This window comes from Neorhizobium huautlense, assembly GCF_002968575.1.
Lineage (GTDB): Bacteria > Pseudomonadota > Alphaproteobacteria > Rhizobiales > Rhizobiaceae > Neorhizobium > Neorhizobium huautlense.
The window spans coordinates 95309-119691 of sequence record NZ_PVBM01000003.1; the positions used below are offsets into that span (position 1 = coordinate 95309).

26 protein-coding genes are annotated in these 24383 nt (G+C 60.3%); 8 read left to right on the plus strand and 18 right to left on the minus strand.

Going from position 1 to position 24383, the window contains the following annotated elements:
• Positions 1–39: 39 nt before the first annotated feature.
• From prpB to C5L12_RS04470, 6 genes are all read right to left on the minus strand, one after another.
• On the minus strand, positions 40–963 hold the full coding sequence (gene prpB, locus C5L12_RS04445) for a methylisocitrate lyase (protein WP_105370817.1): 924 nt from the start codon (positions 961–963) through the stop codon (positions 40–42).
• Between the two features lie 5 nt (positions 964–968).
• Entirely contained in the window at positions 969–2498 is a 1530-nt protein-coding gene (locus C5L12_RS04450; protein ID WP_105370818.1) for a tripartite tricarboxylate transporter permease, read from the minus strand.
• Positions 2498–2935, minus strand: coding sequence for a tripartite tricarboxylate transporter TctB family protein (locus C5L12_RS04455; RefSeq protein ID WP_105370819.1), 438 nt, complete (start codon positions 2933–2935; stop codon positions 2498–2500). Before C5L12_RS04455 ends, C5L12_RS04450 begins: the two co-directional genes overlap by 1 nt.
• A gap of 11 nt (positions 2936–2946) precedes the next feature.
• Entirely contained in the window at positions 2947–3942 is a 996-nt protein-coding gene (locus C5L12_RS04460) for a Bug family tripartite tricarboxylate transporter substrate binding protein (protein ID WP_105370820.1), read from the minus strand.
• Positions 3943–4003: 61 nt separating this feature from the next.
• Positions 4004–5425 (minus strand): sensor histidine kinase, encoded by a 1422-nt coding sequence (locus C5L12_RS04465; RefSeq protein WP_105370821.1) that lies wholly within the window; start codon positions 5423–5425, stop codon positions 4004–4006.
• A complete protein-coding gene (locus C5L12_RS04470; protein WP_105370822.1) occupies positions 5422–6093 on the minus strand; it encodes a response regulator in 672 nt (223 codons plus the stop codon). Before C5L12_RS04470 ends, C5L12_RS04465 begins: the two co-directional genes overlap by 4 nt.
• A 364-nt stretch (positions 6094–6457) precedes the next feature.
• On the opposite strand from C5L12_RS04470, the gene C5L12_RS04475 reads away from it, so the two are divergent.
• Complete coding sequence (locus C5L12_RS04475) at positions 6458–7084, plus strand: class I SAM-dependent methyltransferase (RefSeq protein ID WP_105370823.1); 627 nt, start codon at positions 6458–6460, stop codon at positions 7082–7084.
• Positions 7085–7321: 237 nt separating this feature from the next.
• Here the strand turns inward: C5L12_RS04475 and C5L12_RS04480 are convergent, their stop codons facing one another.
• The gene (locus C5L12_RS04480) at positions 7322–7822 is read right to left on the minus strand and encodes an SRPBCC domain-containing protein (protein ID WP_105370824.1); all 501 of its coding nucleotides are present in this window, start codon (positions 7820–7822) and stop codon (positions 7322–7324) included.
• A 371-nt stretch (positions 7823–8193) separates the two neighbouring features.
• On the opposite strand from C5L12_RS04480, the gene arr reads away from it, so the two are divergent.
• From arr to C5L12_RS04505, 3 genes are all read left to right on the plus strand, one after another.
• A complete protein-coding gene (arr, locus tag C5L12_RS04490) occupies positions 8194–8616 on the plus strand; it encodes an NAD(+)--rifampin ADP-ribosyltransferase (protein WP_105370826.1) in 423 nt (140 codons plus the stop codon).
• 725 nt (positions 8617–9341) lie between these two features.
• Positions 9342–9692 (plus strand): hypothetical protein, encoded by a 351-nt coding sequence (locus tag C5L12_RS04500; protein ID WP_105370828.1) that lies wholly within the window; start codon positions 9342–9344, stop codon positions 9690–9692.
• Positions 9665–9868 (plus strand): dehydrogenase, encoded by a 204-nt coding sequence (locus tag C5L12_RS04505; RefSeq protein WP_105370829.1) that lies wholly within the window; start codon positions 9665–9667, stop codon positions 9866–9868. Before C5L12_RS04500 ends, C5L12_RS04505 begins: the two co-directional genes overlap by 28 nt.
• A 208-nt stretch (positions 9869–10076) precedes the next feature.
• Here the strand turns inward: C5L12_RS04505 and C5L12_RS04510 are convergent, their stop codons facing one another.
• The 9 genes from C5L12_RS04510 to C5L12_RS04550 all read right to left on the minus strand — a co-directional run bounded on the left by C5L12_RS04510 (position 10077) and on the right by C5L12_RS04550 (position 18952).
• Entirely contained in the window at positions 10077–10853 is a 777-nt protein-coding gene (locus C5L12_RS04510; RefSeq protein WP_245422761.1) for a cation:proton antiporter domain-containing protein, read from the minus strand.
• A 133-nt stretch (positions 10854–10986) separates the two neighbouring features.
• Complete coding sequence (locus C5L12_RS04515; RefSeq protein ID WP_205839306.1) at positions 10987–11928, minus strand: 3-hydroxyacyl-CoA dehydrogenase NAD-binding domain-containing protein; 942 nt, start codon at positions 11926–11928, stop codon at positions 10987–10989.
• Between the two features lie 237 nt (positions 11929–12165).
• Entirely contained in the window at positions 12166–13101 is a 936-nt protein-coding gene (gene kce, locus C5L12_RS04520) for a 3,5-dioxohexanoate:acetyl-CoA acetone transferase (protein ID WP_105370831.1), read from the minus strand.
• 20 nt (positions 13102–13121) lie between these two features.
• Positions 13122–13910, minus strand: coding sequence for an SDR family oxidoreductase (locus C5L12_RS04525; protein WP_105370832.1), 789 nt, complete (start codon positions 13908–13910; stop codon positions 13122–13124).
• A gap of 36 nt (positions 13911–13946) precedes the next feature.
• Positions 13947–14657, minus strand: coding sequence for an ABC transporter ATP-binding protein (locus C5L12_RS04530; RefSeq protein ID WP_105370833.1), 711 nt, complete (start codon positions 14655–14657; stop codon positions 13947–13949).
• Positions 14654–15421 (minus strand): ABC transporter ATP-binding protein, encoded by a 768-nt coding sequence (locus C5L12_RS04535; protein WP_105370834.1) that lies wholly within the window; start codon positions 15419–15421, stop codon positions 14654–14656. Before C5L12_RS04535 ends, C5L12_RS04530 begins: the two co-directional genes overlap by 4 nt.
• Positions 15418–16701, minus strand: a complete 1284-nt coding sequence (locus tag C5L12_RS04540; protein WP_105370835.1) for an ABC transporter permease subunit — start codon at positions 16699–16701, stop codon at positions 15418–15420. Before C5L12_RS04540 ends, C5L12_RS04535 begins: the two co-directional genes overlap by 4 nt.
• Positions 16702–16706: 5 nt before the next feature.
• Entirely contained in the window at positions 16707–17648 is a 942-nt protein-coding gene (locus C5L12_RS04545) for a branched-chain amino acid ABC transporter permease (protein WP_105370836.1), read from the minus strand.
• A 71-nt stretch (positions 17649–17719) separates the two neighbouring features.
• The gene (locus tag C5L12_RS04550; RefSeq protein ID WP_105370837.1) at positions 17720–18952 is read right to left on the minus strand and encodes a branched-chain amino acid ABC transporter substrate-binding protein; all 1233 of its coding nucleotides are present in this window, start codon (positions 18950–18952) and stop codon (positions 17720–17722) included.
• 266 nt (positions 18953–19218) lie between these two features.
• On the opposite strand from C5L12_RS04550, the gene C5L12_RS04555 reads away from it, so the two are divergent.
• Positions 19219–19944 (plus strand): GntR family transcriptional regulator, encoded by a 726-nt coding sequence (locus tag C5L12_RS04555; protein ID WP_105370838.1) that lies wholly within the window; start codon positions 19219–19221, stop codon positions 19942–19944.
• A 361-nt stretch (positions 19945–20305) separates the two neighbouring features.
• Here C5L12_RS04555 and C5L12_RS04565 read toward each other — a convergent pair whose 3' ends face one another.
• Positions 20306–20743, minus strand: a complete 438-nt coding sequence (locus C5L12_RS04565; RefSeq protein WP_105370839.1) for an ester cyclase — start codon at positions 20741–20743, stop codon at positions 20306–20308.
• Positions 20744–20862: 119 nt separating this feature from the next.
• Between C5L12_RS04565 and C5L12_RS04570 the strand changes: the two genes are divergently transcribed.
• Complete coding sequence (locus C5L12_RS04570; RefSeq protein ID WP_105371042.1) at positions 20863–21219, plus strand: winged helix-turn-helix transcriptional regulator; 357 nt, start codon at positions 20863–20865, stop codon at positions 21217–21219.
• Positions 21220–21366: 147 nt separating this feature from the next.
• Here the strand turns inward: C5L12_RS04570 and C5L12_RS04575 are convergent, their stop codons facing one another.
• Positions 21367–22260: a LysR family transcriptional regulator gene (locus tag C5L12_RS04575; RefSeq protein ID WP_105370840.1), complete on the minus strand. Its 894-nt coding sequence runs from the start codon at positions 22258–22260 to the stop codon at positions 21367–21369.
• 119 nt (positions 22261–22379) lie between these two features.
• Here C5L12_RS04575 and C5L12_RS04580 point away from each other — a divergent pair, with 119 nt between their 5' ends.
• A complete protein-coding gene (locus C5L12_RS04580; protein WP_245422763.1) occupies positions 22380–23177 on the plus strand; it encodes an SDR family NAD(P)-dependent oxidoreductase in 798 nt (265 codons plus the stop codon).
• Between the two features lie 453 nt (positions 23178–23630).
• On the plus strand, positions 23631–24347 hold the full coding sequence (locus C5L12_RS04585; RefSeq protein WP_425350740.1) for a carboxylesterase family protein: 717 nt from the start codon (positions 23631–23633) through the stop codon (positions 24345–24347).
• Positions 24348–24383: the final 36 nt, after the last annotated feature.

A 24383-nucleotide genomic window follows, 5' to 3' on the forward strand; every position in this document is an offset into this window, starting at 1 on the left:
CATCTCGCAGTCACTGGTCTTAATGCCACCCATGGGCTTCTACTCCTGTCGCGATTCCGCCTGGGGTACAGCGCTTGCGACAATACTGGCGTCGAGCGATTCATAGCTCGCGAGGTCAATCAGGTCGTATAGTTCGGCCCGTGTCTGCATCCTGGCCACCAAATCTGTCGTGGCGCCATGCTGGGCAAGCTCCCCGTAGAGGTCCTGCTGCGCCCTGTTGGCGACCCGAAGTGACGATACCGGCCAGATCACCATCTTGTAGCCGAGGTCCTGGAGCGCGCCGGCCGTCATGGGAGGAGAGCGACCGAACTCCGTCATGTTCGCCAGGAGAGGGACGCCTCCCATGGCGGCTGCGAACTCGGCGAACATGGCTTCGGTGATCAGAGCCTCCGGGAAGATGGCATCCGCGCCAGCCTTGACGTACAGACGGGCGCGGTCGATTGCCCGTTCTATCCCTTCGTCTGCGACAGCGTCCGTACGTGCCACGATGACAAGAGAACGACGAGCCCTCGCTGCGGCGGCAACCTTGGCTGCCATGTCTTCGGGGGTCGCGAGCTTCTTGTCGTTCAGGTGACCGCACTTCTTCGGCAGCACCTGATCCTCGATCTGGATCGCGGCAGCACCGACTTCTTCAAGACGCCGTACCGTGTTCATGACATTCAAGACTTCGCCAAAGCCCGTGTCTCCATCGACCAGCAATGGAAGACCCGAGGCCCCAACGATCTGCCGGGTGAAGAACAAGACGTCTTCGAGCGTCAGGATTCCGAGATCGGGCAGCCCCATCGAAGCGCTCATCGCTGCCCCGGACAGGTACAGCGCCTCGAAGCCCGCGGCCTTGGCCTGGAGCGCTGCAAGGCCGTTATGCGCCCCCGGCATCCTGACGATCTCCGGCTTGCGCAAGAGAAGGCGAAGCCTGTCACCCGCCGGATTTTCGTCATTTGGGTTAGGAAGAAGATAATTCATTGCGGTCAATCCACCTGCAGTGCTGTCTTGTGCCTCCACTTCGCGAAGCGCGGAAGAAGGAGGGGGATAATGAGGACGGCGGCAGCCATGATCCACAGCGTAATCGAGATCGGGCTCGACCATAGGATGGCCACATCTCCGGCAGAGAGCGATAGCGCTCGCCTCAGGCTCTGCTCCAGTATCTTACCGAGCACGAGGCCGAGGATGAGCGGTGCCATGGGCACGCCGAGACGGCGCAGGAGGTAACCGCCGACACCAAGGCCGACCATGAGGACGAGATCGAATGTCGTCGATTTGCCCGAGTAGACCCCGATCGCGCTCACGACGACAATGAACGGCACCAGGACCCAAGCCGGGACGGACAGCATCCTGGCGAACACGCCGACAAGCGGGATGTTGATCGCCAAAAGGATGAAGTTGCCAATGAACAGCGAGGCGATGAGACCCCAGACCAGATCAGGCTGCGAGCGGAAGAGCGCGGGACCGGGTGTCAGGTTGTAGAGCGTCAGGACGCCCAGCATGATCGCCGTCGTCCCGGAGCTTGGAATGCCCAGCGTCAGCATCGGGATGAAGTTGGAGTTGGAAGCGCTGTTGTTTGCCGCCTCGACCGAAGCGAGCCCGCGCACATCTCCCTCTCCGAAACGGCTCCCTTCCGGATCGCTCTTTTCGACAACACGTTTCTCGGTGGTGTAGGCGAGCGCAGAAGCCACGGTCCCACCCGCGCCCGGAAGAATGCCGACGAAGAACCCGATTATCGAGCCACGCAGCGTCGCCATGTTCGTGAAGCGCATCTCCTGACGGTTGAATAGCGAGCGCCCGAACTGCTCGATGCGGACGGCTGCTCCACCATGCTTGGCGTCCAGCATGATCAGCAACTCGCTGATCGCGAAGAGGCCGATCACGACAGTGGCGAACTGAACGCCGTCCACCAGATTCGGCGAGCCAAACGTGTAGCGGTAGACACCCGAGTTCGCATCGATGCCGATCGTGGAGATCGCGAGCCCGAGCCCGATCGCGAGCATCGCCTTCACGGGCTGGTCCGTGAGAAGGCCCGTAAGACACGCGAAGGCGAAGACCATGAGCGCGACATACTCCACGGGTCCGAATGCCAAGGCCCATTTCGCCAAAACCGGGGCCGCAAGGACAATCCCCAAGGTCGCAATGGCCGACCCGACGAACGAGGTCCAGGCGGAAAGGGACAGGGCAATCCCTGCTTTCCCTTGGCGTGCGAGCGGATAGCCTTCCAGAGCGGTCATCACTGCAGACGCTTCGCCCGGCACGTTCAGCAGGATGGCGCTGATGCGACCGCCGTATTCGGAGCCGATATAGATGGCCGCCATCAGGATCAGCGAGCCTTCCGGCGGCAGTCCCAGCGCGAACACGACTGGAACCAGCATGGCAACGGCGTTGATGGGCCCAAGACCCGGTAAGACACCGACCATCGTCCCGACGACGGCTCCAAGCGCAGCCAGGAGCAGGTTTGTCGGAGCAAGAGCGACTCCGAATCCGTGTAACAGGTAGTTGAACGAATCCATCAGACGATCCCTCCGAATGGACCCACCGGAAGAACGACCTCCAGAACTCGGTCGAAGAGCAGGTAGGAAGAGACCGCGAGCACGACACCCGTTACCGCACCCTGCCACCACTTAGCGCCGAAGATCATCGCGATCGGGACCATGAAGATTGTCGTCGCGATTACGAAGCCGAGCGGCTGGAAGAGCAGCGCATAGCCAACGAGACAGCCACATAAAGCTGCGAGCGCTCCGATAGGCCCCGCTGATTCGGAGGACGGTTCTCCGGGCCTCAGCACCAAGATGACGCCGCACAGCGCGATCATGCCTGCAGCTATGAGCGGAAACGCTCGGGGCCCAACAGGTTCGTAGGCGAAGGGTGCTTGAAGCGCGTATCCGAACACGAGCATCATTGCTGCGACCGCGATTGCGGTCGCTCCCAGGAGGCGGTCGGTTTTCATGATGCGAGGCCTTATTTGGTCGTGGCGAGACCGAAGTCAGCGGCGAGCTTCTTGTATGACGCCACCTGTTTTTCCACGAACGCCTTCGTCTCCTCGCCCGTCATGGGAAGCGGGAAGAGGTTGCGCTTCTGAAGTTCCGCGGCGTAGTCGGGAGACTGCATCGTCTTGGCGAAAGCATCAGCCCACCACTTATAGTCCGCGTCGCTGACTTCAGGTCCGACATAGAACCCGCGGACGATGGGCCACTTGATGTCAAATCCCTGTTCGGTGGCCGTCGGCACCTGGGACAGCTTGCCTGGGAGCCTCTGCTCCGAGAAGATCGCAAGAAGCCTCAGCGGCGCGCCACCATCGATTGCTGCCTGGCTGTCACCCACGTCGTTCATGCAGACATGGACGTGTCCGCCCTGAAGTGCGGTTGCGCAATCCCCGCCGCCCTCGAACGCCACAAAGCGCATGGCTTTGTAGTCGATGCCTGCGGCACGCGCAGCCATCGCGGCCTTCATCCAGTCCTGGCTGCCTATCGTGCCACCGGCTCCGGTGATGACAGACTTCGGGTCTTTTTTGATGGCAGCCATCAGGTCCGTCAGCGACTTGTATTCGCTGCTGTCCTGGACGACGACAGCGCCGTAGTCGGTGCCGACGCTGGCGACCCAGCGAACGTCTTTTTCAGAATATGCCCCGAACTTGCCCTGGGCGAGGTTCAGGAGCGATCCGGCGGAGAATGCCACGACGACATTTGGTTCGGCACGGCGCTGTCCGACGATCGCGTTGTAGGCAACCGCGCCAATGCCGCCCGGCATGTACGAGACGCGCATCGGGGACTTGATCGCGCCCGACTGCTGAAGCGTCGCCTGGGCGAGCTTGCAGGTGATGTCGAAACCTCCGCCCGGCTGCGCTGGTGCGATGCATTCTGGGTTCTTCGGCTCTGCTTGCGCGAAAGTCGGAGCAACGGAAACGGCTGTGATAGAAATGGCGGCGGCGAGCGCGGCGCGAGATGCAATTGTCATAGATGATCCTCCAGATGACGAACGCAGACCTCCTATCTGCGAAGCTCGCCATATATCCGCCTCAAGCTTTCAACTGGCTTTCAGTTGCCAAAGGCAGGCGGAGCGAGACGACAAGGCCTCTGCGGTCCGACCTGTTCCTCACCTGCATCGACCCGCCGCTGGCGCGGGCGACGGTTAGCGCGATCGCCAGCCCGAGACCGCTCCCGCTCGTAGCCTTTTGACCGCTGCGAAAGCGCATACCGGCGTAGGCAAGTTCCTCCTCTTCCATTCCCGGACCTTCGTCCATTACCTCCACGACAGCCGCGGCGTCTTCTCGCCAAAGCGTCACCGTCACGAGGCTGGTTTCAGGGGCGTATTTGATCGAGTTGTCCAGGATGTTCATCATCGCCTCCTGAAGGAAGCCCTCGTTGGCGCGGACGATCAGCCTCTGACCGGAAGACTCGACGATGCAGTCCATTTGGCGACTACGTATACGCGGCCACAGCATGCGGACGACTTCTGCGACCGACTCGGCGACGTCGATAGAAGCTTGGGGGTATGTCTCCGTGCCTTGTGACGTCCGCGCCTTGGCAAGCGCAAGAAGCTGGTTTGTCGTGCGGATTGAGCGATCCAGCACGAGTTTGGACGACTGCAGCGCAGTACGGACCTCATCGGGGTTCGACTGGTGCAGCGCGTAGTCGATCTGGGTGCGTAGGATCGTCATCGGCGTCCTGAGTTGATGTGAAGCGTCATCAAGAAATCGCCGCTGTTGTTGGGCTTGCTCTACGTTTCTGGCCATCAAACGGTTCATCGCCTCGACTGCCGGCCGAACCTCCTTGGGCAGATCAGCGACCTCAAGAGGTTTTAACTCGTCAGGCTCCCGAGCGTCGATGGCTTCCCGCAGCCTGTTCAGTGGCTTCAGCGCCATGTAGACGCCGACGCCTATCAACGTACCAAGGACCGCAACAACGAGGACGTCGCGCAGGATGGCGCGCATCATCAACTCGTTCTGGAAGGTGGTGCGCGACAGCTTCGTCTCGGCGACCTGGATCGTGATCTGAGTCCCCTCAGGTCTAGCAGGATCGAGCGGACGAGAGAGCGCTCCAACCCGGATGACTTCGCCAAAGTAGTCGCCGTCATGGAAACGGAGCTGACCCGGTTCAAGGTTCGGCGTCTCCGGTAAAAGCACGTCCCCGATCTGCACCAGCCCATCGCTCGTGGAGACGTTGAAGTAGACCTTGCCCTGTGCCGTGAGCTGGAAGAACTCGAAGAGGTTATAGGGAAGCTCGACCCCGACCCCACCGCTTTCCGTGGAGATGTTGGCGTCGATCGCCCTAACGGCTCCGGCGAGAGACCGGTCGTAGGCGCTGTTGGCCATCTCCTGGACGGTCGTCGCGCTGAACCAGAGCGTCGACGCCATCGCAAGGACGATTGCCGGAACAATCCACACCCCAAGGGTGACCGCTAGAGGACGTCCGGGGTTAGAGGTGCTCGTGGCGCTCATGTCGCGCCCGCTTCAAGCACGTAGCCAAGGCCACGAAGCGTCCTGATTTGGACGGAGTGAGAGAGCTTTTTCCTAAGACGGTGAGCGATGACCTCGATTGCCTCGAGGTGGATGTCGGCGTCGTAGGAGAACATCCTGTCGACGATCTTCTGCTTCGACATCGGCTCTCCCGCGTGCTGTAGGAGGATGCGCAGGAGCGAGTGCTCGCGAGGCGAAAGGTCCAGCGGATCGCCGTTCAACGTAAAGCGCTGCTCGGCGGAATAGTAGGTCAGCTCACCACAGGAGAACGTTCCTGCATTTCGCCCATGGACCCGACGCACCAGCGCCACTAGCCTTGCCTCCAACTCCTCAATCGCGAACGGCTTGGCCAGGAAGTCGTCCGCACCTTCATGCAGCGTCCCAATCCTTTCGGATAAAGTGTCGCGAGCAGTCAGGACGAGTGCAGGTGTCGTGTCTCCGCGGCTGCGCATGGCCGAAAGGACTGCGCGTCCGTCCATCTTCGGCAGCCCGAGGTCCAGGATGACCGCGTCGAATTCCTCTTGCCGTAATCGTTGATCCGCCAGTGCGCCGTCATCAGCCCATTCGATCATGAAGGCATATCGTTGCTTCAGGGCCTTGATCAGCCACTGCGCGAGCTCTGCGTCGTCTTCGACCAAAAGAAGTTTCAAGCGTCTGGTCCCGGTTTATCACTAATCATCTGTAGCCTGAAAACACGTTTGCTGAAAAATGGAAACCGGAACACCACGAGGAGAGCAAGGTGGCATGACCGCAATTGGCGCACCGGGGGATGCCAAGTCGCAGCGACCGATGTCTGCTTTCACGTGCGCGCCGGGACGACTTTTATGACTGAGATGAGGGCGCCTTGCCGCCCGGCAGCAGGGAATTCGGTCGGTGGTGCTTCTGGATCGCGTTGCTGATAATCACGGGAGCAATTCGCCCGCGATGGCATGAACTGACGAAGTGCGGAAGTCGCAACCGGCTGATGGGCCTCTCGCCTATCGGGCCGGTTGTTTTTGAAGGAGGAGGGCTACGATGAGCACAGACAGGGATACCGTGCGGTCCTATGATGCGGTCGCAGCCGAGTATGCTGCCGAGGCGGCGGCGATGCCCGAATGGGTGGCGACTGAGATCGATGTGTTCGTGACCGCGCTGGGTGGCTCGGGAAGAGTGCTGGAGATCGGAAGCGGGGGCGGGCGAGATGCACTGGCGCTTGAGAAGCGGGGGATTAGCGTCCGGCGCACCGACATTTCGAAGGGTTTCGTCGAATTGCTTCGCGCGAGCGGCTACGAGGCCGATCTGTTGGACCCGCTGATCGACGATCTGGCCGACCCGCAGCGTCCCGGCGCGCCGTATGACGGGATCTGGGCCTGCGCTTGCCTGATTCACGTCGCGCGTGAGGATTTCGGCACGGTGCTTGGACGGCTTGCCGAGGCAACCAGGAGCGGCGGCCGGCTGCACGCATCGGTGAGAGAGGGCGACGGCGAGGATGTATCCACACACGGCCGCGATGCAGCGATGCGGCACTATGTCGAGACCTACTGGCGAGAGCCTTCCCTGCGATCCGCGATCAGGGACGCCGGCTGGATCGTCAGCGATATACGGCGGTGCATGGGAAGGCCGGACGATTGGTGGCTGAGCGTTCAGGCGAGCCGAGCGTAGTACACAGATCGGCGGGAATGGCGGTCGTGGCGCGACTGAAAATTTTTGGTGGTCGCCCAAATGTCTGCTTCGGGGCGACGGCCAAGATCGCCTCTATGGCAGTTAAGGCGATTTGGAGACGGCCTCAGGCCCCTGCGGGTGATGAAGCCCACCTTGAGCAGGCATCGCCGGCAGGAACAGTCGTTAGAAGAGGTCGCTAGGGAGGTCGGTGTACAGAGGCAGGTTTCCCGACTCGCGCTACCTTTCAGAGCTGAAAAGCAATTTTTCAAGCTGGTCCAATTGTTCCGGCAATGCGGCCGCACTGCCCTGCAGTGCATCCTCGAGCGCTTCCGTTGACGGATAGATTTCGCGGAAGGTCTGCAGCGTCGTCCCGCCCTGATCTTCGAAAGTCACGGTCGTGACTGCGCCCTCAGCCCCTTCATCATTGGTCCAGACAATGCGCTCATTTGTCACGACCTCGAGATACCTGCCGTAGAAGGCCATCGTTCCCGAGCCGCCGGCCCCGAATTCCAGCCGATATTTGCCGCCGGTACGGACGTCCATGTCGCACGACACGAGCGAGACACCGGGTGCCGACTTGGGCACCCACCAGCGTTGGAAGCGCACGGGCTGGCTCCACGCCCTGAACACCGTGCTCGGCGGCGCATTGATTATCCGTGTCACAACGAGTTCGCGGTCTCCTCTACGCTCGACCGACGTGCGGTTTTGGGCACCATCTATATTATTCATTTGCTCCATCTGGTTTCTCCTCGATCGGCGGACGAGCCTTTTTCTGGCCGCTCGTGATGATGGCGTTCGGCGGAGACGGAATCCGACACGCCGATGCGAAAAAATCGGCATTGCAAGGCGACGTTCTTCAGGGTTCTATGACTGCCCCAATCAGGATTTCCGAGTCGACGTCATGTCTGCTTCCGGGCGTCTGGATGCCGTCGAAACCTATCTTGATTGACGTCTGTTTTCGGGAAAATGCCGCGGCAGGCCCTACGACAGATATGGGCGCGCTGAGCGACAGAAGCGGAATTCTTCACGGCGCTTTATAACCACATTGCGGATGGTGGCGCCGCTTAGCGAACCGACTACAAGCAGATCGTAAAATAAGGACAGTCACGATGACCACAGCGCCGGACGACGGGCCCTTCTTTCATGGCACAATCGCGGATTTGAGCAGGGGCGACTTCCTCACCGCGGGATACCCCTCGAACTATCGTCCCGAAGTGGTGATGAACCATATCTACTTCACTGCCATGGTGGACGGCGCCGGGCTCGCCGCTGAAATCGCGGCTGAACTCAACGGAGGCGGCGCAGTCCCGCGTGTGTACATCGTAGAGCCGGCTGGAACATTCGAGGACGACCCGAACGTGACTGACAAGAAATTTCCCGGCAACCCCACGCGGTCGTATCGTAGCAGCGCACCACTCAAGGTTATCGGCGAAATCACCCAGTGGACGCGATTGACGCCTGAGGCACTACAAATGTGGAGAGAGCGACTAACCTCGCTGCGCCCGGACCAACGGGGCGGGATCATCAACTGACGCGAGGCAACACGCATTGCCTGCTGATTCCGAGCTTTGCTGCTTAAAGAAAGATTAGGTCTTTTCGCCCGCGCTGTACAGACAGGTCCGGAAAGCAGAAATGCAGTTCAGAGGAAAACGCGCAACCGGTTCAACGGCCGACATGCGGGCGCAAGACAGCCTCGGATCCTCGAAAGCAAAGCCCGGGTTGTAGCAAGATCGCGAATAGTGGCAAAAGGAAGAGGCGCATGTGCTTCTGGAATCAACGGTGATTTGCAACTAATCGGATTGCACATCCACGTTAGTGGTTGCTACCAGACTTAACCGCGATGCGCGCGCTTGGACGGCCTCAACAAGGCTGAAGGAGAATCCTCATTGACTCCTTGGCCAACAAGAACATAATGAGAACATATGGGCCGCGATGAAGGCGGTCATCCACATATTGTCAACAGATATATAACGCGCTTCGGGGCGATGGAGAAATCATGTCCAAACTTGATAGGGCTCTAAAATGATCCGGTTTGCACCCGCCTCTGAGCCTGTGGAAGCAGAACCGGTCAGTGCTCCGCTCGCGGCGATCAAACCGGTCGAGAGGCCTCCCGTACTGGAGCTAAGCGAACCGGTCGCTGCGCCTCGGCGGCAAGTTGCGAAACCGCGCGCGAGCAAGAAAAAGCCGGCGCCGCCCGCTGAAGGCGCGCCGCAATTGGCTCTGGATCCTTAGCCGGTCGAAGACGAGAGGAGCAATCATGCCCATGGAAATCGATGATGGAACCCGGCACCTCGGCGCACCGATCTGCGCTGCCTGTGGCGGTGGATTGAAGTACGACGGCGGAAATCCGTCACCGGAAGACATCGTGACTTGCGACAACCCGAAATGTGGGAGAAGCGCGACCTATGCCGAAGTCGCGGAGGACTGCGAGTCTTGGTATGCGGAATACATGGACGTCCACATGCAGCAGATGGCGCTGGGAGGAATGACCGCCGCGGTGCCGGCGAGCTGGAAGCCTCGGCGAAAGTACCGGTTTGTCATGAAAATCGTAGGTGTCGGAAAGGAGGAGGATTTCGCGTCATGCAATCCAGTCCGGCTGAACTACTGAGCGAACAACCTGAAACGGACGTCGAGGTGGTGCTGGCTTGGCACGACGGTGACGCAAGGGCTGCGATCGAGACGTTGCTTGAGGATTGCCGGCACCTGCGCCAGCAACTGGCTTTGACGGAAGCATCGAGCAGCGCGGGGTTTACCCGAGGCTGGCGACCGACATACGAGCGTTGATCGGTGCCAAGCGTCGAATAGAAGGGGCATTCGCACCCCTATCGGGAAAACCAGATCCCTCGGTTGATGCGATGGCACCTGAGGGCAGTGGTTTTCCGCGCGCACATTGGCGGCTGCAGCGCAATAATTGTCAATCCCCTTGGTTGCAAGAAGAGCCTCTTGGGATCTGCGAAGTATTGTCGACTTATGTCTCTGAAGTCGTCTCTGATTAGCCGGGCCGCTGCAGTCCTGACGGAGGTATGCCCTCGGCATCGGGGTCTCGGCCTTGGCTGCGGTCGAGCTGCCGCATGATCGGGGTTACGGTCAGTCCGTGGAGGAGGACTGATAGGAGCACCACCAAGCCAACGATGGCCCAAAGGCGTTCCCCGCCTTCGATGGGCATATTGTTAAGGCCATAGGCGAGGTAGCAGAACGAGCCAACGCCGCGAATGCCGAAGAAGGAGAGCGTCAGCTTCTCTCTCCGTGCCGCCTCCAACCCAAGTAAGCCGATCCATCCTGCTACCGGCCGAATAACTAGAAGGACGATGACTGAGACCATAACATCCATGAATCGAAGTGGCGCAAGCAAGCCATTGACCAGTGCTCCACCAAAGAGCACGAGCAAAATCATCATCGCGAGGCGCTCGATCTGCTCGGTTACGTCGTGCATCTCACGATGAAAATCGTGCTCCCTATGAGAATGACGGATCGTAAGCGCGGTGATGAACACTGCCAAGAAGCCGTAACACTCAATCATTTCTGTGAGGCCGTAGGACACGAATGTGGCAGCGATGGCAATTAAGCCATCGCCCGTCTGAGCTAGCTTCGTATCAGCCGGAATCAGAAAGGTGAGCCAGCCGAAGATGCGGCCGATCAGCACGCCGGCACCGACTTCCCACAAAACATTATGTGCGATCCACGTTCCCAACCAAGGCTCGCCATCGGCAGCTGAGAGGCTGATTGCAATGGCGAGATTCACGAAGGGAAAAGCTAACCCATCGTTCAATCCCGCCTCAGATGTAAGGCCAAATCGAACCTCATCTTCCTGCCCGCTCTTGGGGGCCCGACCTGAACGTCGGCGGCAAGAACCGGATCGGTCGGTGCTAAGCTGGCACCAACGAACGCCGGCTGAGGGCCAATCAACGCAGATGACCTTTCTGTTGCCGCATCGCCAGTATCCGGCGCAGCCTTGCGTCACGTTCCCGAACCGAGGCCTCCACCGGAACGTTCTCGTATGCAAGTTCCACGGCCGTCGTCACTCGCTTTTGCAGAGCCTCATCTAGCATTGGCGTCCCGAGCTCGCGCCAGAGCTTGTCCTGCATCGGTGTGAACATGTCCCAGAACCCCTGCATACCTCGGTCGCCGCCCGCGAGACGGTAGGTGAGCAACGGCCCCATCAAGGCCCACCGCAGACCGGGTCCCTCGATGACGGCCCGGTCGATGTCCTCGGCCGAGGCGACCCCACTGTCGAGCAGGTGGATTGCCTCGCGGAAGATGGCTGCCTGCAGCCGGTTAGCGACGTGCCCGTAGATTTCCTTCCTCAGCCGAATCGTCGTCTTGCCCAGGCGTTTGTAAAATCGCTCGGCCTTCTCGAGTGCAGTTTCCTCCGTCATTGCCCCGCCGACGACTTCGACCAGCGGAACCAGATGCGGCGGGTTGAAGGGGTGACCAAGCACCACCCGTTCTGGATGGGCGCAGGCACTCTGCATGTCGCTGACAGAAATTGCGGATGAACTGGAAGCGATTACCACCCCCGGAGAGGTTACAGCATCGATCCGTCTCATCAGCTCGATCTTCTCTTCCACTCTTTCGATCGCGTTTTCCTGCACAAAGTCTGTTCCTCGGCATGCCTCGGAGAGATCTGCGGCAAACGTCAGGGAGCCACGCATCTTCTTTTCAAGCAAGGTGTCGGGAAGAGAAGACCAGCATCGCTCTATTGCGAGCTCCAGCTCGTTTTGAGCTCCTTCGCGAATGTCGGTCGCGACGACATCCAGCCCGTGAGCCAAAAAAAGGCACGTCCAGCTGGCGCCGATGAGTCCAGTCCCCACCACGGTCACAGTTGTGATGTCTTCGGTGTTCAAGGCAATGCTCCTGCTCTGGCCGTCAATTCAAGCCGCGTCGTTCGGTCAGGCAGATTTCCCAAGACAGAAGGAAATCTCGCTGCTCTTTCCGTTGCAGGGATGGGCAAAATCGACCGTGCAGATGAAGCCAGCCGCCTTGTCGAAAACCCTTCGAATGCCGAGCGAGCGAGATATCACCGCTTGTCGCCGCGCGACCGTCCAAGTCATTCCACATAGGTCGTCTCCCTTCTGCTGCCGCTAGAACTGCACACTGTCGCCCCCCTTCAAGGCGAGCATCTCGCGGGCGTCAGCCGGAGTGGCGATCTCCAGCCCCAGTCCCTCGAGGACCTGCCGGATGCGGCGCACCTGGACAGCATTGGAGGTTGCGAGTTTCCCCGGACCGTCCCAAAGGGAATCCTCCAGCCCGACGCGAACATTGCCGCCCATGGCAGCCGCCATCGTCGTGACGGGAAGCTGATGGCGCCCGGCCCCCAGGACGGACCAGACATAGTCATCTCCAAACAGCCGGTCGGCCGTGCGCTTCATGTGCGAAACATCATCCGGATGGGTGCCGATGCCCCCAAGAATGCCGAACACCGTCTGGATGAACAGCGGACCCCTGACCAACCCCCGGTCGCGGAAATGCGCTAGATTGTAGAGGTGGCTGGTGTCATAGCATTCGAACTCGAAGCGCGTGCCGTTACCGCCGCAATTCTCCAGTATGTGCTCGATATCCTTGAACGTGTTCCTGAACACGGTGTCGCGGGTCTTCTCCAGATATGCCGGCTCCCAGTCGTGCTGGAAGTTTTCGTAGCGGCCGAGCATGGGGTAGAGACCAAAGTTCATCGATCCCATGTTGAGAGACGCGACTTCGGGAGCAAACCTCAGTGCCGGCTGCAGGCGCTCTTCCACGGTCATGGTGGGGCTTCCGCCGGTGGTCAGATTCAACACCGCGTCTGTCGCCTGCTTGATCCGTGGCAGGAAGCGCGCGAAGGCTTGAGGATCTTGGGTCGGCCGGCCATCTTCCGGGTTACGGGCATGCAAGTGCAGGATTGCCGCACCGGCTTCGGCCGCTTCTATGGCATTTGCGGCGATCTGGTCCGGGGTGACAGGCAAGTGCGCAGACATGCTCGGCGTGTGGATACCGCCTGTGATGGCACAGGTGATGATGACCTTGCGGGATGATCGAGCCATAGTCTTTTCCTTCCTTGATCTCAGATGTTCTCGACGTTGCCGCAGACGCTGATGGCTTGTCCGGAGATATTGGCGCCACCGGGCGAGGCTAGAAAGAGCGCCATGGCGGCGACATCCTCCGGCTCGACCATGCGGCGCAGCGAGATGTTGGAGAGATACTGCGCCTCCATCTCCTCGTAGCTGAGACCGGAGGCTGCGGCGCGCTCGCGAATGACGTTTTCGATGCGAGCACCCCGCACGATGCCCGGCAAAATGGCGTTCACCCGGATGCCGTCCGGACCCATCTCCTTCGCCAGGCTCTGGGTCAGCCCGACAATGCCCCATTTCGCAGCCGAATAGGGGGTACGAAGTGCATAACCCAACCGCCCCGCTACGGATGAAATGTTGATGATCGACCCGGCGTCGCTGGCGCGCAGCAGCGGTGCAGCCCGCCGCACCACCAAGAACTGGCCCATCAGGTCGATATCGAGGGTGCGGCGGATGTCGTTGACGGATAGCTCGTCGATCGCGCCGGTCGGTCCAGCAATGCCGGCGTTGTTGATCAGCACATCCAAATCGCCGAGCTTCGCCGCGGTCGCGACCAGAAGCGCGTCGACCTGGGCCTCGTCAGAGATGTCGGCTTTTAGGACGGCGACCTCCGGATGATCTTGCGCAAAACATCGAAGAGCCTCTTCGTCGACGTCACAAATCAGCACCTTCGCCTCGGCCTCCAGGAAGCCGCGGGCGATCGCGGCGCCGATGCCGGAAGCACCGGCAGTCACCAGAACCCGAAGACCGGGGCGCGGGCTCATCCGCTTGATCATGTTCATTTGCTGTCCACTTACTTGCATGCGGGCGATGCTGCCTCAGGCCACTTCGAGCCAGTTGCGCCTTACGTCAGGATGAGCGTCCAGCTCTTCGGGCGTGCCCTTGAAGACGAGCTCGCCGTGGCCCATGACCATCACCTGCCGTGCGACCTTGAGAGCGATTGTCAGTTTTTGCTCGACCAGCACCACCGCCACGCCGCGGCGTCCGATATCGAGGATCACCTCCATCACTACCTCAACGATCTTGGGTGCCAGACCTTCGGTCGGCTCATCGATCAGCAGTACGCGGGGGTTGCCCAGCAGGGAGCGGCAAATCGTCAGCATCTGCTGTTCGCCGCCCGACAGATAGCCGGCCCGGATCGCGCGCCGTTCCTTCAGGCGCGGGAAATAGTCGTACATTTCATCGACCGACCAACGATGTGCGCCGGGCGCTCCTTTTTGCACACCCATGGTGAGGTTTTCCTCGACCGTGAGGTTGGGAAAAACCAGCCGCTCCTCGGGCACGTATCCGATCCCCTGGCGGCAGATGTCGAAGGGTCGCTGCCCGGCCAGTTGAACCCCATCCAGCGTTACCGTCCCGCCGCTCGGCGGCACCAGACCCATCATCGCCTTCAACAGGGTCGAGCGGCCGGAACCGTTTCGACCCAATAGGGATACGACTGACGATTCCGGCACCTCCAGATCGATGCCGTGCAGGATGTGGCTTTTGCCGTAATGGGCGTGCAGTCCCTTTACCTGGAGTAGACTCATGACGCCTCCTGACCCAGATAGGCTTCCTGCACCTCTCGGTTGGCGCTGATGCGCGCCGGCGTGTCGGTTGCAAGGATGTTGCCGTAGACGAGTACCGAAACCCGATCGCAAAGGCTGAAAACTACGCTCATGTCGTGCTCGACCATCAGCAGGGTCTTGCCTTCTGTGACGGAGCGGATCAGTTCCACCGCCTGAGCTGTCTCCTCGCGCGACATGCCGGCGGTCGGTTCGTCCAAAAGGATGACGTCCGCGCCGGTGGTCAGCGTCATGCCGATCTCGAGCGCCCGCTGCTCCGAATAGGTCAGATCGCCTGCAAGGTCGTGGGCGCGAGCCTCAAGCCCCACCCGGGCCAGCGCCTCAGCCGCTTCCTCGTTCACCTGCTGCATCCGCGCAATCCGGCGAAACAAGCCGTACCGTACGCCATGGCGGGCAAGGACGCCGATGCGCAGGTTCTCGAACACGCTCAGACGATGGAAGATGTTGGTGATCTGGAACGAGCGTGCCAGCCCTCCCCTGTTGATGCGATGCGGCGCCAGACCGCCGATGCTTTGGCCGTTGAGCATGATTTCGCCGGACGACGGCGCGAACATGCCCGAAATCAGGTTGAAGAGTGTGGATTTGCCGGCACCATTGGGTCCGATCACCGCATGCCGATCGCCCCGTCTGACGTCGAGTTCCAGCCCCTTGATGACCTCGATCGGGCCGAACGACTTGGTAACGCGCGACAGCCTTAGTGCCGGCTGGTCGTTGATCGGGGCGATCATGTTGCACCTCCCAGTACAGCGACGTCTGCCGTGACTTGCCTACTTTCGTCCATCCTTCCCCAGAGCGCATCGATACGCCGTCTGGCACGAACCATCACGGCGACACCGCAGACCAGGAGGATCAGCGGGAGGAGCCAGGTGAGAGGGCTCACCGGCCGCCATTCGATGCCGAAGAGCGGATAGGACGGCAAGCCGCCGGCTGTAGCCTGCCTCGCCATTGCATATTCCTCGCCGAAGAGAATCGAGACGGTTTCGGTCATGAAGACCACGCCGGCGGCCACCAGCACGCCACCAAGGATCGCGACGAGATAGGGACATGCGAGCCGCGACCAGTCCAGCTGGCGACGATGGCGAATGTGGTGTTGCAAGACGCCGCCAATTCCCGCAGGTGCATAGAGCATCACCAGCACGAAGATCAGCCCCTGGTAAAAGACCCAGGATCGCGTGACGTCCGAAAGCAGAAACGAGAACAGGGTGAAGGCTGCAGCGCCGATGACGGGGCCGAAGAATATTGTCGACCCGCCGACGAAGGTCTGCAGGACCACCTGCGCCGAAACATCGCTCGCAAACAGGGAATAGTTCGCCGTCTCGTTTGAGATTGCCAAGAGCGCGCCCGCCACACCCGTGAACATCGCCGAGATCGCGAATATGATCACCTTTGATGAATGGGCGTTGTAACCGAGGAACCTTACACGCTGTTCGTTGTCACGCAGGGCAAGCGTCAGACGCCCGAAGGGGGTGTGGGTATAGGACCAGAGAGCGAGACCGCAAAGCACCACCCACGCCAAGGTCAGGTAATAGACTTCCAGCGTGGAGCCGAAAATGATCCCGCTCCAGGGCATCCGCATAGAGGACACACCCGCTTCGCCGCCGAAAAGGTCCTCCAGCCGCGGCGCCAGCGAATGGAAGAGCTCGGCGATCGCGAGCGTGACCAGGGCGAAGTAGACGCCCGAACGCATTGTGGCGAAGTAGCCGGCGATGAGCCCGATAATGAGGCCGATCGCAGCGCCCGCAAGCGGAACGAGCGGCGTCGGGAAGGGAAAGCCGTCATCGATCGCAATCATCATATGAAGTGCTGCGAAGGCGCCCAGTCCGAAATAGGCGGCATGGCCGAAGGAAAGCAGCCCCGCCTGGCCGATGAGCAGATTGAACGCCAAGGCAAAGAGGCTTGCGATCAGCACGTTGACCAGCGCGTTCTGCCAGGCAATCCCCATGAACGGAGGGATGACGATCAGCAGGACCAGCAGGGCGATGGGAAGAAAAAGTTTACGCATCGGCATCCTCTCTAGTTGCGCTCGCCCATGAGACCTGCCGGGCGGACCAACAAGACGATCAGCATCAGAGCAAACGGTATCGTCGCACTGACCGAGGAGAGCTCCAGTGTCATCAGTCCACCAAAGGAGCGCGCCCACTCGCCCAGGCCTACCAGCGAGAAGAGGGTCGCCAGCGACCAGTCGAGGCCGACGGCAAACGAGGAGAAAAGCCCGATCAGAAGTGACGCAACGAGCGATCCCTTCAGTGACCCGAGGCCGCCGACGACCACGACGACGAAGACAATAACGCCGAGCTCCAGCCCCATGTTGGGATTGGTCGGGTAGAAGGCTCCGGCCACCGCTCCGGCAAGCCCGGCCAGTGCGGCACCCGTCGCGAACACGAACATGAAGACCATCGGGATGTTGTGCCCTAGTGCCTCGGCCATGGCCGGAAGCCGCTCCGCCGCCCGCACGATGATCCCCGTACGGGTGCGGGTCAGAAGCAACCAGAGCGCCGTGAACATCACGATCGCCACGCCGCCGATGAAGAGCCGGTAGAAGGGATAGTCTGCGCCGAATATCTGGAAGGCTGAAAAGCGCATTTCGGCGGGCATCTGGTAGTTCACGGGGAAGTCGCCGAAGCAGAGCTTGATGAGCTCCTCGATGATCAGTGCCAGGCCGAAGGTCAGCAAGAGTTCATGCGCGTGGCCATGGGCATGCACGCGCGGCAAGAGAAAACGTTCAACCGCCATGCCCGTCACGCCAACGAAGATCGGCGCGACGATGATGGCGGCCCAGAAGCCGAAGACGGAGGACACCGCATAGGCGACATAAGCGCCCAGCATGTAGAACGACGCATGGGCAAAGTTTAGCACGCCCATCATGCCGAAGATGAGCGTCAGACCGGCGGAAACCATGAACAACAACAGTCCATAGGTCACGCCGTTCAACGTGGAGATGATCGCGAATTCCATGAGTGTTCCGGGAGCTGACGGTCAGGATGCTGGTCCGTGTCTGGTACGGACCAGCGTTCGATGACGGGGGCCTATTCGGCCGGGCGTTCCATCTTGCAGCTGTCCTGCACCGAGTTGATTGCCTTGTCGCCGGCAATGACCTTCACCGTTTCGAAGCCCATGTTCGTGCCATCGGCAGGATACTTGGGATTTTCCACGACCTTGGAGACAACTACGGGGCGGATCGTCTGGTGATCCTCCTTGCGGACCGAGATCGGGCCGATCGGGCTCTCGTAGGTGGTGTTTTCCAGCGCCAGCGCGATCTTCGTCGCATCAATGTCGCCGCCGCCGAAATCGACGGTCCCCAGCGCCTGTTGCAGGGCACCAAGCGCGAAGGCGGTGTGGCCTTCAACGAAGATCGGATAATGGCCCGTCGCCGCCTTGTAGCTTTCGGCGAATTTACCGTCCGTCGCGGCGTTGTCATAATTGTTGGCGATATAGTGGCCGATGGCCGTCTTGCCGGCGTTGGCGATATTGCCGGGTTGATCGAGGAAAGCCGTGGCGAATGTGACATCGAGCCCCGCATCGCCTGCCGCCTTCATCAGCAGCAGGAGGTCGTTTGACCAATTCCCAGTGAAGACGGTGTCCGGAGCCGCAGACCTGATCCGCGCGACGAAGGGCGCGAAGTCCTGGATCTTGTTGACGTCGTGGAGAACCTCGTCGACCACCGTGTAGCCGCCCTCTGCTGCCGCTGCCTCGACGGCTGCCTGCATGTCCTGGCCCCAGGAATAATTCTGGTTGATCGAATAAACCTTGTCGCCGAGGTCCCCCGACTCCTTCATCGCGCTGACAAGCGCGTTCACCCGCATCGGAGCGGTCGTGGTGTAGCGGAAGTGGTAGAACTGGCACTTGTTGCCCGTCAGTTCCATGGCCTCGCCGCCCAGGTTGATGAAGATCACTTCCTTGCCGGGATTGCGGATGTTGTGCTTGCGCACGTCCTCGGTGAGCTGACCGGCAATGGCCGAGGAAGCGCCTTGGAAGATGATGTCGACGCCGTCCGCTACGGCCTGGCGAAATTTGTCGGCCGCTTCGGGCGAACCGCCGGCGTTGTCGTATTCCGTGACGGTGACGGGCTCGCCGTTGAAACCGCCCGTATCGTTGATGCGATCGACACCATATTTGACGGCATTGGCGTAAAGGCGACCCGTCGACGTCTGGGCGCCAGAAAGGCTCTCGACAATGCCAATCTTCAATGGCTCGGCGTGAAGTGCAGTAGCGCTGAATGCGGCTGCAGCCGAAATCGCGCTCATGACGAGACTTCTCATATTCTTCTCCTCCCGAATGTCTGTCCGTGTGCCGCACCGTTCAGCGTCGATCGCCAAGGGTCCTCCTGAGGCACTGCAGGCATGTAATCACACACGTCCCGATGTGTAAAGCCTTGAGATATGTGATCACACATCTCACAGCCGCGGCAATATTGCTTTTTGTTGTGAACTCCGCCGATTGAACGTAGAACGACTGATGGCTTGGAGGTCGCGCGGGCGTCCGAGCACCCCAACACTGATTCAACGACCTAGCGAGGCCAGAGGACGTGAACACTTTCGATCCGACAATAAGAAGCCAGCGAACGCTGGTGCCGGTCGATGTGTCGACAGTGCAGGATCGGGTCTACCAGAGCCTTCGACTTGGTCTGCTCAAGGGAGAATTTCTTCCAGGCGAGCAGGTTTCCATTCGCGCCCTCGCGGAAGTATTCGGAACAAGCCCAATGCCGGTGCGTGAGGCGGTGGCACGGCTGATTGCGGAACGGGCCATCGAGCAATCCGGGCCGCGGACGCTTCGGGTTGCGCCTTATCTTGCCTCCGATCACGAGAACTACATTCGCGTGCGCATGCAGCTGGAAGGTTATGCGGCCGAGCGGGCGGCAAGCGCGCCGAAGAACCCGGCTTTGACCGATGCGCTGAGGCGCCATAACGACAGCATCCAGGAGGCCCTTGAGGTCCGCGACTTCGACGCTGCACTCGCTGGCAACCAGGCGTTCCATTTCGAGCTCTATCGTGCCGGCGGCTATCCGCAACTGCTCGACATCATCTCAACCCTCTGGCTTCGCACCGGCCCGATCGTAGCGTCTGCGCGCAAGGATGAGGGGCTCTTCTATCGGATCTTCAATAACGGCGTTCAAATCCACAGCAACGCTATCGAGGCGATTTCCCAGCGGGACCGAGCGGCAGCACGCCACGCGATCAACCTCGACATCCGGTCGTCCCACCTGTCGATCCGACGCTTCTATCAACGTGCGTCCGCGGAGTCAGGACATTGAGTCCCTGACCCGCGCAAGGCCTGCGCGGGTAGGTTTCAGCAATCGGGCACCAGGAACAGGCTCCCGGATTGAAAAGTGCGTGGCCACTATGATCTGAGCGCTAGCTGATTCCCGAATTGCATCAAGAAGGCGAAGCAGTTCCAGTTGACTCGTTGGGAAAGCGCGCTTTCCGGCTCGTTCCGGCACCCAAAGGCGCTTCAGATATGGGGCGGCAGGCCCGTCAATTTGTCTTTCGCATCGCAGATTCAGGCGCGAGACAATCGTCAAGAGTTCATGACTTGAGAAACGCGGCGCCCCCGGACTGGCCTTGCCGAAGAAATTGAATCGGCAGGGAGTGTCAACAAATCAGTCTCTCCGCCTATCAAGCTGCCGTGTCGCTACCCGCAAGACCCAACTGGCGCTGCAGGATGGAGGCTGCGTTGTAGCAGTGAAAGGAGACGACCTTTCCATCCCGCAGGTGAAAGACATCGCAGCAAGGAACATCGATGGTCCTCCCGGTGGGAGCGATCGGGCCATCTGGTGTCACCAATGCTCCACTATGCGTGCCGCGAATGGCGAGCTCGACCACGATCACATTTTCCATCGCGTAGATGTTGAAGAGCTCTCGGTGAATATCTGGAAAGGCCTGAGCCATGCCGCCGGCGACCATGGCGATATCCTTGCCGCGGAACTCCATGTTGGTCGGGATATCCCGCACATAGGCATCCCCGGAGAAGAAGGAGACGAACTTGCCGACATCCAGTCCGTCTCCCTCTGCTGCAGCGTATAGCTCTTTGATCATTTGGATATCGTCTCTCATTGACAGCTCCTCGTAATGTTTCCGGCTATCCCGACCTCTGGCGGCGGGCGACGGAAGACATGTAGACACCCACTTGCTCGATGGGTAGAACATACCAAAAGGTAAGCGCGAGGTTTTTGATGGACGGACCGAGCACCCAATGTGGCCTTGACGTTTCGCTGGCGGTTATCGGCGGCAAGTGGAAGCCTTTGATCCTTTACCATCTCCAGGATGGCCCTACTCGATTTTCCGAGATCAGAAGGCGGGTCGGAGGCATCAGCGAAAAAGTGCTGATCCAGCAATTACGGGAGTTGGTCGCAATGACCGTTCTGGTACGCCACGATCACCACCAGGTGCCTCCGGTGGTCGATTACGCGCTGACGCCGTTCGGGGAAACGCTCGTTGAGGCGCTGGTTCCGCTCTGCGAATGGGGAAATCGGAACCGAGCTGAGGTAGCGGGCATGCTGCAGCGATCGTCGAAGGCAGCATCCGTGTGAAGCGCGGATGGGGAGGCTAGGAAGCTTTCGCGAGAACTGCTGTCTGCGCAGCGACGTCAGACCTTCGAGTACGAGCCGGATGGGAACAACTGGTCCTACCGACGGCGGTCGAATTCTGAGGAACTACTCCCGACGGCCAGCCACCGTCTATTTTTCTTTCCATCCTCGAAGCGTCTCCTTGAACAGTTCAAAGGCCGCTGTGCCCCGCCGGTCGGGGTAATAGAGATGGTAACCTGGAAAGGGCTCGCACCACGGCTCCAGAAGGCGGATGAGACGACCGTCGACAATTGGCGTCGCGACCAGATCCTCCAGAATGTAGAGGATACCCAAACCCTCAACGGCGGCGGCGACAAGCAGGTCGCCGTCGTTAAACACCGGCCCCCGACCCGGCACGACCGTCACCGCGCGACCATCGCGCTCGAATAGCCAGGGAGACAGCTCGCCATGTGCATCGCCGTAGGCTATGCAACGATGCGCCGTAAGGTCGGAAGGCCCGATAGGCGCCGGATGGTCGCTCAGGTAGCCGGGAGCAGCCACCACCGCGACGCGAAGGGGTGGCCCGATCGGCAGCGCGATCATGTCCTTCTCCAAACGCTCGCCGAGCCGGATACCCGCGTCGTAGCGGCCAGCAATGATGTCTGTCATCCCGCTCTCCACGCGTACCTCAACTTCGATGCCGGGGTGGTGGCGCATGAAGGACGGGAGCATCGGCCACAGCACCGTGTCGGCGGCATGTTTGCCCGTCGTTATCCGGATGGTGCCGATCGCCGCTCCCCGTGCCTGGGACAGCGCCTCGATCTCGTCGTCCAACCCGGCCAGTGCCGGCGACAGGGTTGCGAGCAGGCGCTCACCGGCAGCAGTCGGGGCGACGCTGCGTGTCGTGCGAGAGAGGAGCCGAAAACCCAGTTGGCCCTCCAGCCGCTTCATGGTCTGGCTCAACGCTGACTGCGTGACGCCGAGCCGCCTTGCGGCGCGCGTGAAGCTGCGCTCCGAGGCAATAGCCGCGAAGACTGCAAGGTCGCTGAGCTGATCCGGCCGCATTGATAATCCCTGCTACTGGGGTCCATTACTTATTAGCGCGTTATCACGATATATTACCAACCCTACATAGCTGATGACGCTCAAGGAAGAGAGGAACGGCTATGGCTAGGGTTTGGTTGGTGACGGGCGCAAGCCGGGGACTGGGCCGCGAGATCATGCGTGCGGCACTCGATGCGGGCCAAACGGTGGTGGCAACGGCGCGGTCCGCTGATGCGGTGCGCGATGGCTTTGAGGTTTACCAGGATCGCCTGCACCCCGTCGCGCTCGATATCACCGACGCCGAGGCAGCGAAGTCGGTCGCTGCGGAAATTGTAAAGCGGTTTGGTAAAATCGACGTGCTGGTCAACAATGCCGGATATGCCGAACTGGGCTTCTTCGAGACCTTCACGGAAGCCGCTGTGCGGCGTCAGTTCGAGGTAAACCTGTTCGGCACGATGAACGTCGCGCGCGCGGTCGTCCCCCACATGCGCAAGCGTCGCTCAGGCCTCATCGTCACAATCTCATCGGTTAGCGGACTGGTCTCCAACGCTGGAGGGTCGGTATACTCCGCGTCGAAATTCGCGGTCGAGGGCTGGATGGAGGGCTTTGCGCAGGAGCTGGCCCCGTTTGGTGTCCGCTCTCTCCTGGTCGAGCCGGGGATGCTGCGAACCGACTTCATGGACGGCAAGTCCGCGAGCTTCGGCAGCATCCTCATTCCAGACTATGCCGAGGCAGTCGCCCGGTATCGATCGTTCGTGGACGGGGCAAACGGCAACCAGCCGAACGACCCGAAGCTGCTTGCCGCACGAATTGTGGAGCTCGCTTCACAAGACAAGGCACCGGCGCGCCTCATCTTTGGCGAGGATGCCCAGCAGTGGGCCAGTGAGAAGGTGGACAAGTTGCGAGAGGAGCTCGCTCAGTCCGCCGATCGCGGCTGACAGCCCAAACGCGGCGCCGGCGAGGATGGGTTTGCTCGGCTCCGGCGGCTGTACGAAGAATATTCCAGCTTCTGGCGCCCTAGCGACATTGGCGCTGCCTTGCGATGTCTGCTTCAAGGAGGCGCGACGGCGACCTTTCTGACGGCCATTGAGGGCCGACCGCGGACGGACCCCTTGATCGTGCAGTAGTGAATAAGCTTGAACAGGCCCTCACCTAAACCTGCCGATTAGGGAAGCAGCGCCGTTCAAGCCTCGCCGCCTCGTTTCCATATCAATGTGACAGTCTCCACGTCGCGCGCTGCATTTCGAGAATGCAACGGTTTTGGCGCGCTAACATTTTCCCGAGCCGGACTACATCCCGGACGGGAAGACTTGAGTTCTGGTCCTTCGGATCCATCTGATGGGATTGCAGGTCCAAAATCGTAAGGAGGTCATCGGATGCGGCGGAACATTATGGCAGTAGCTTTCGCGGCTGTAGTCGGAATGTGCGGTGCGGGCCTGGCGCAGGCCGAGCAGATAAAAGCCAGATCGAACGCCAGCCTGGAGACTGATCTCAACTATCTGATGTACACGCCGGACGACTATGCGTCATCCAGCAACTCCTATCCGCTGGTTGTGTGGCTACACGGCGGCGACCAGGGCGGGACCGATATCGAGAAAGTCAAATCGAGTGGCCTTCCGAAATTGATCGAGGGCGGAAAGACATTCCCCTTCCTGGTGTTTTCGCCACAGAACCCGAGTGAAGAACTGCTTTTTCCGATCGAGAAAGTGGAGGTGGCGCTCAACGAGGTTATGTCAAAATATCGGGTGGATCGCACGCGGGTCTATGTCATGGGATTCAGCCGCGGCGGTTTCGGCACCTGGGCAATGGCAGAACAGTTTCCGGAAAAGTTCGCCGCTGTCGTTCCGATCGCTGGTGGCGGTAATCGCCACTATCTGAGCAGGACAAATGAGAAGACGGCATTTTGGGTGTTCCACGGCACGAACGATGAAGTCATCCCTTTGTCGGATTCGATCGTGCTGTACGAGCGGCTCGTCGGTCTGAAGCGCAATGCTCGCTTGAGCGTTCTGGAGGGCGTGGACCACTCAAGCGTCGAATGGGCCGCCTTGAATGATTCCGAGCTTTGGGATTGGCTTCTGAAACAGCGCCTTCAGGCCACGCCCCAGTAAGGCCTTCAAGCCTTTATTCGTGCGGGGAATGCAAGG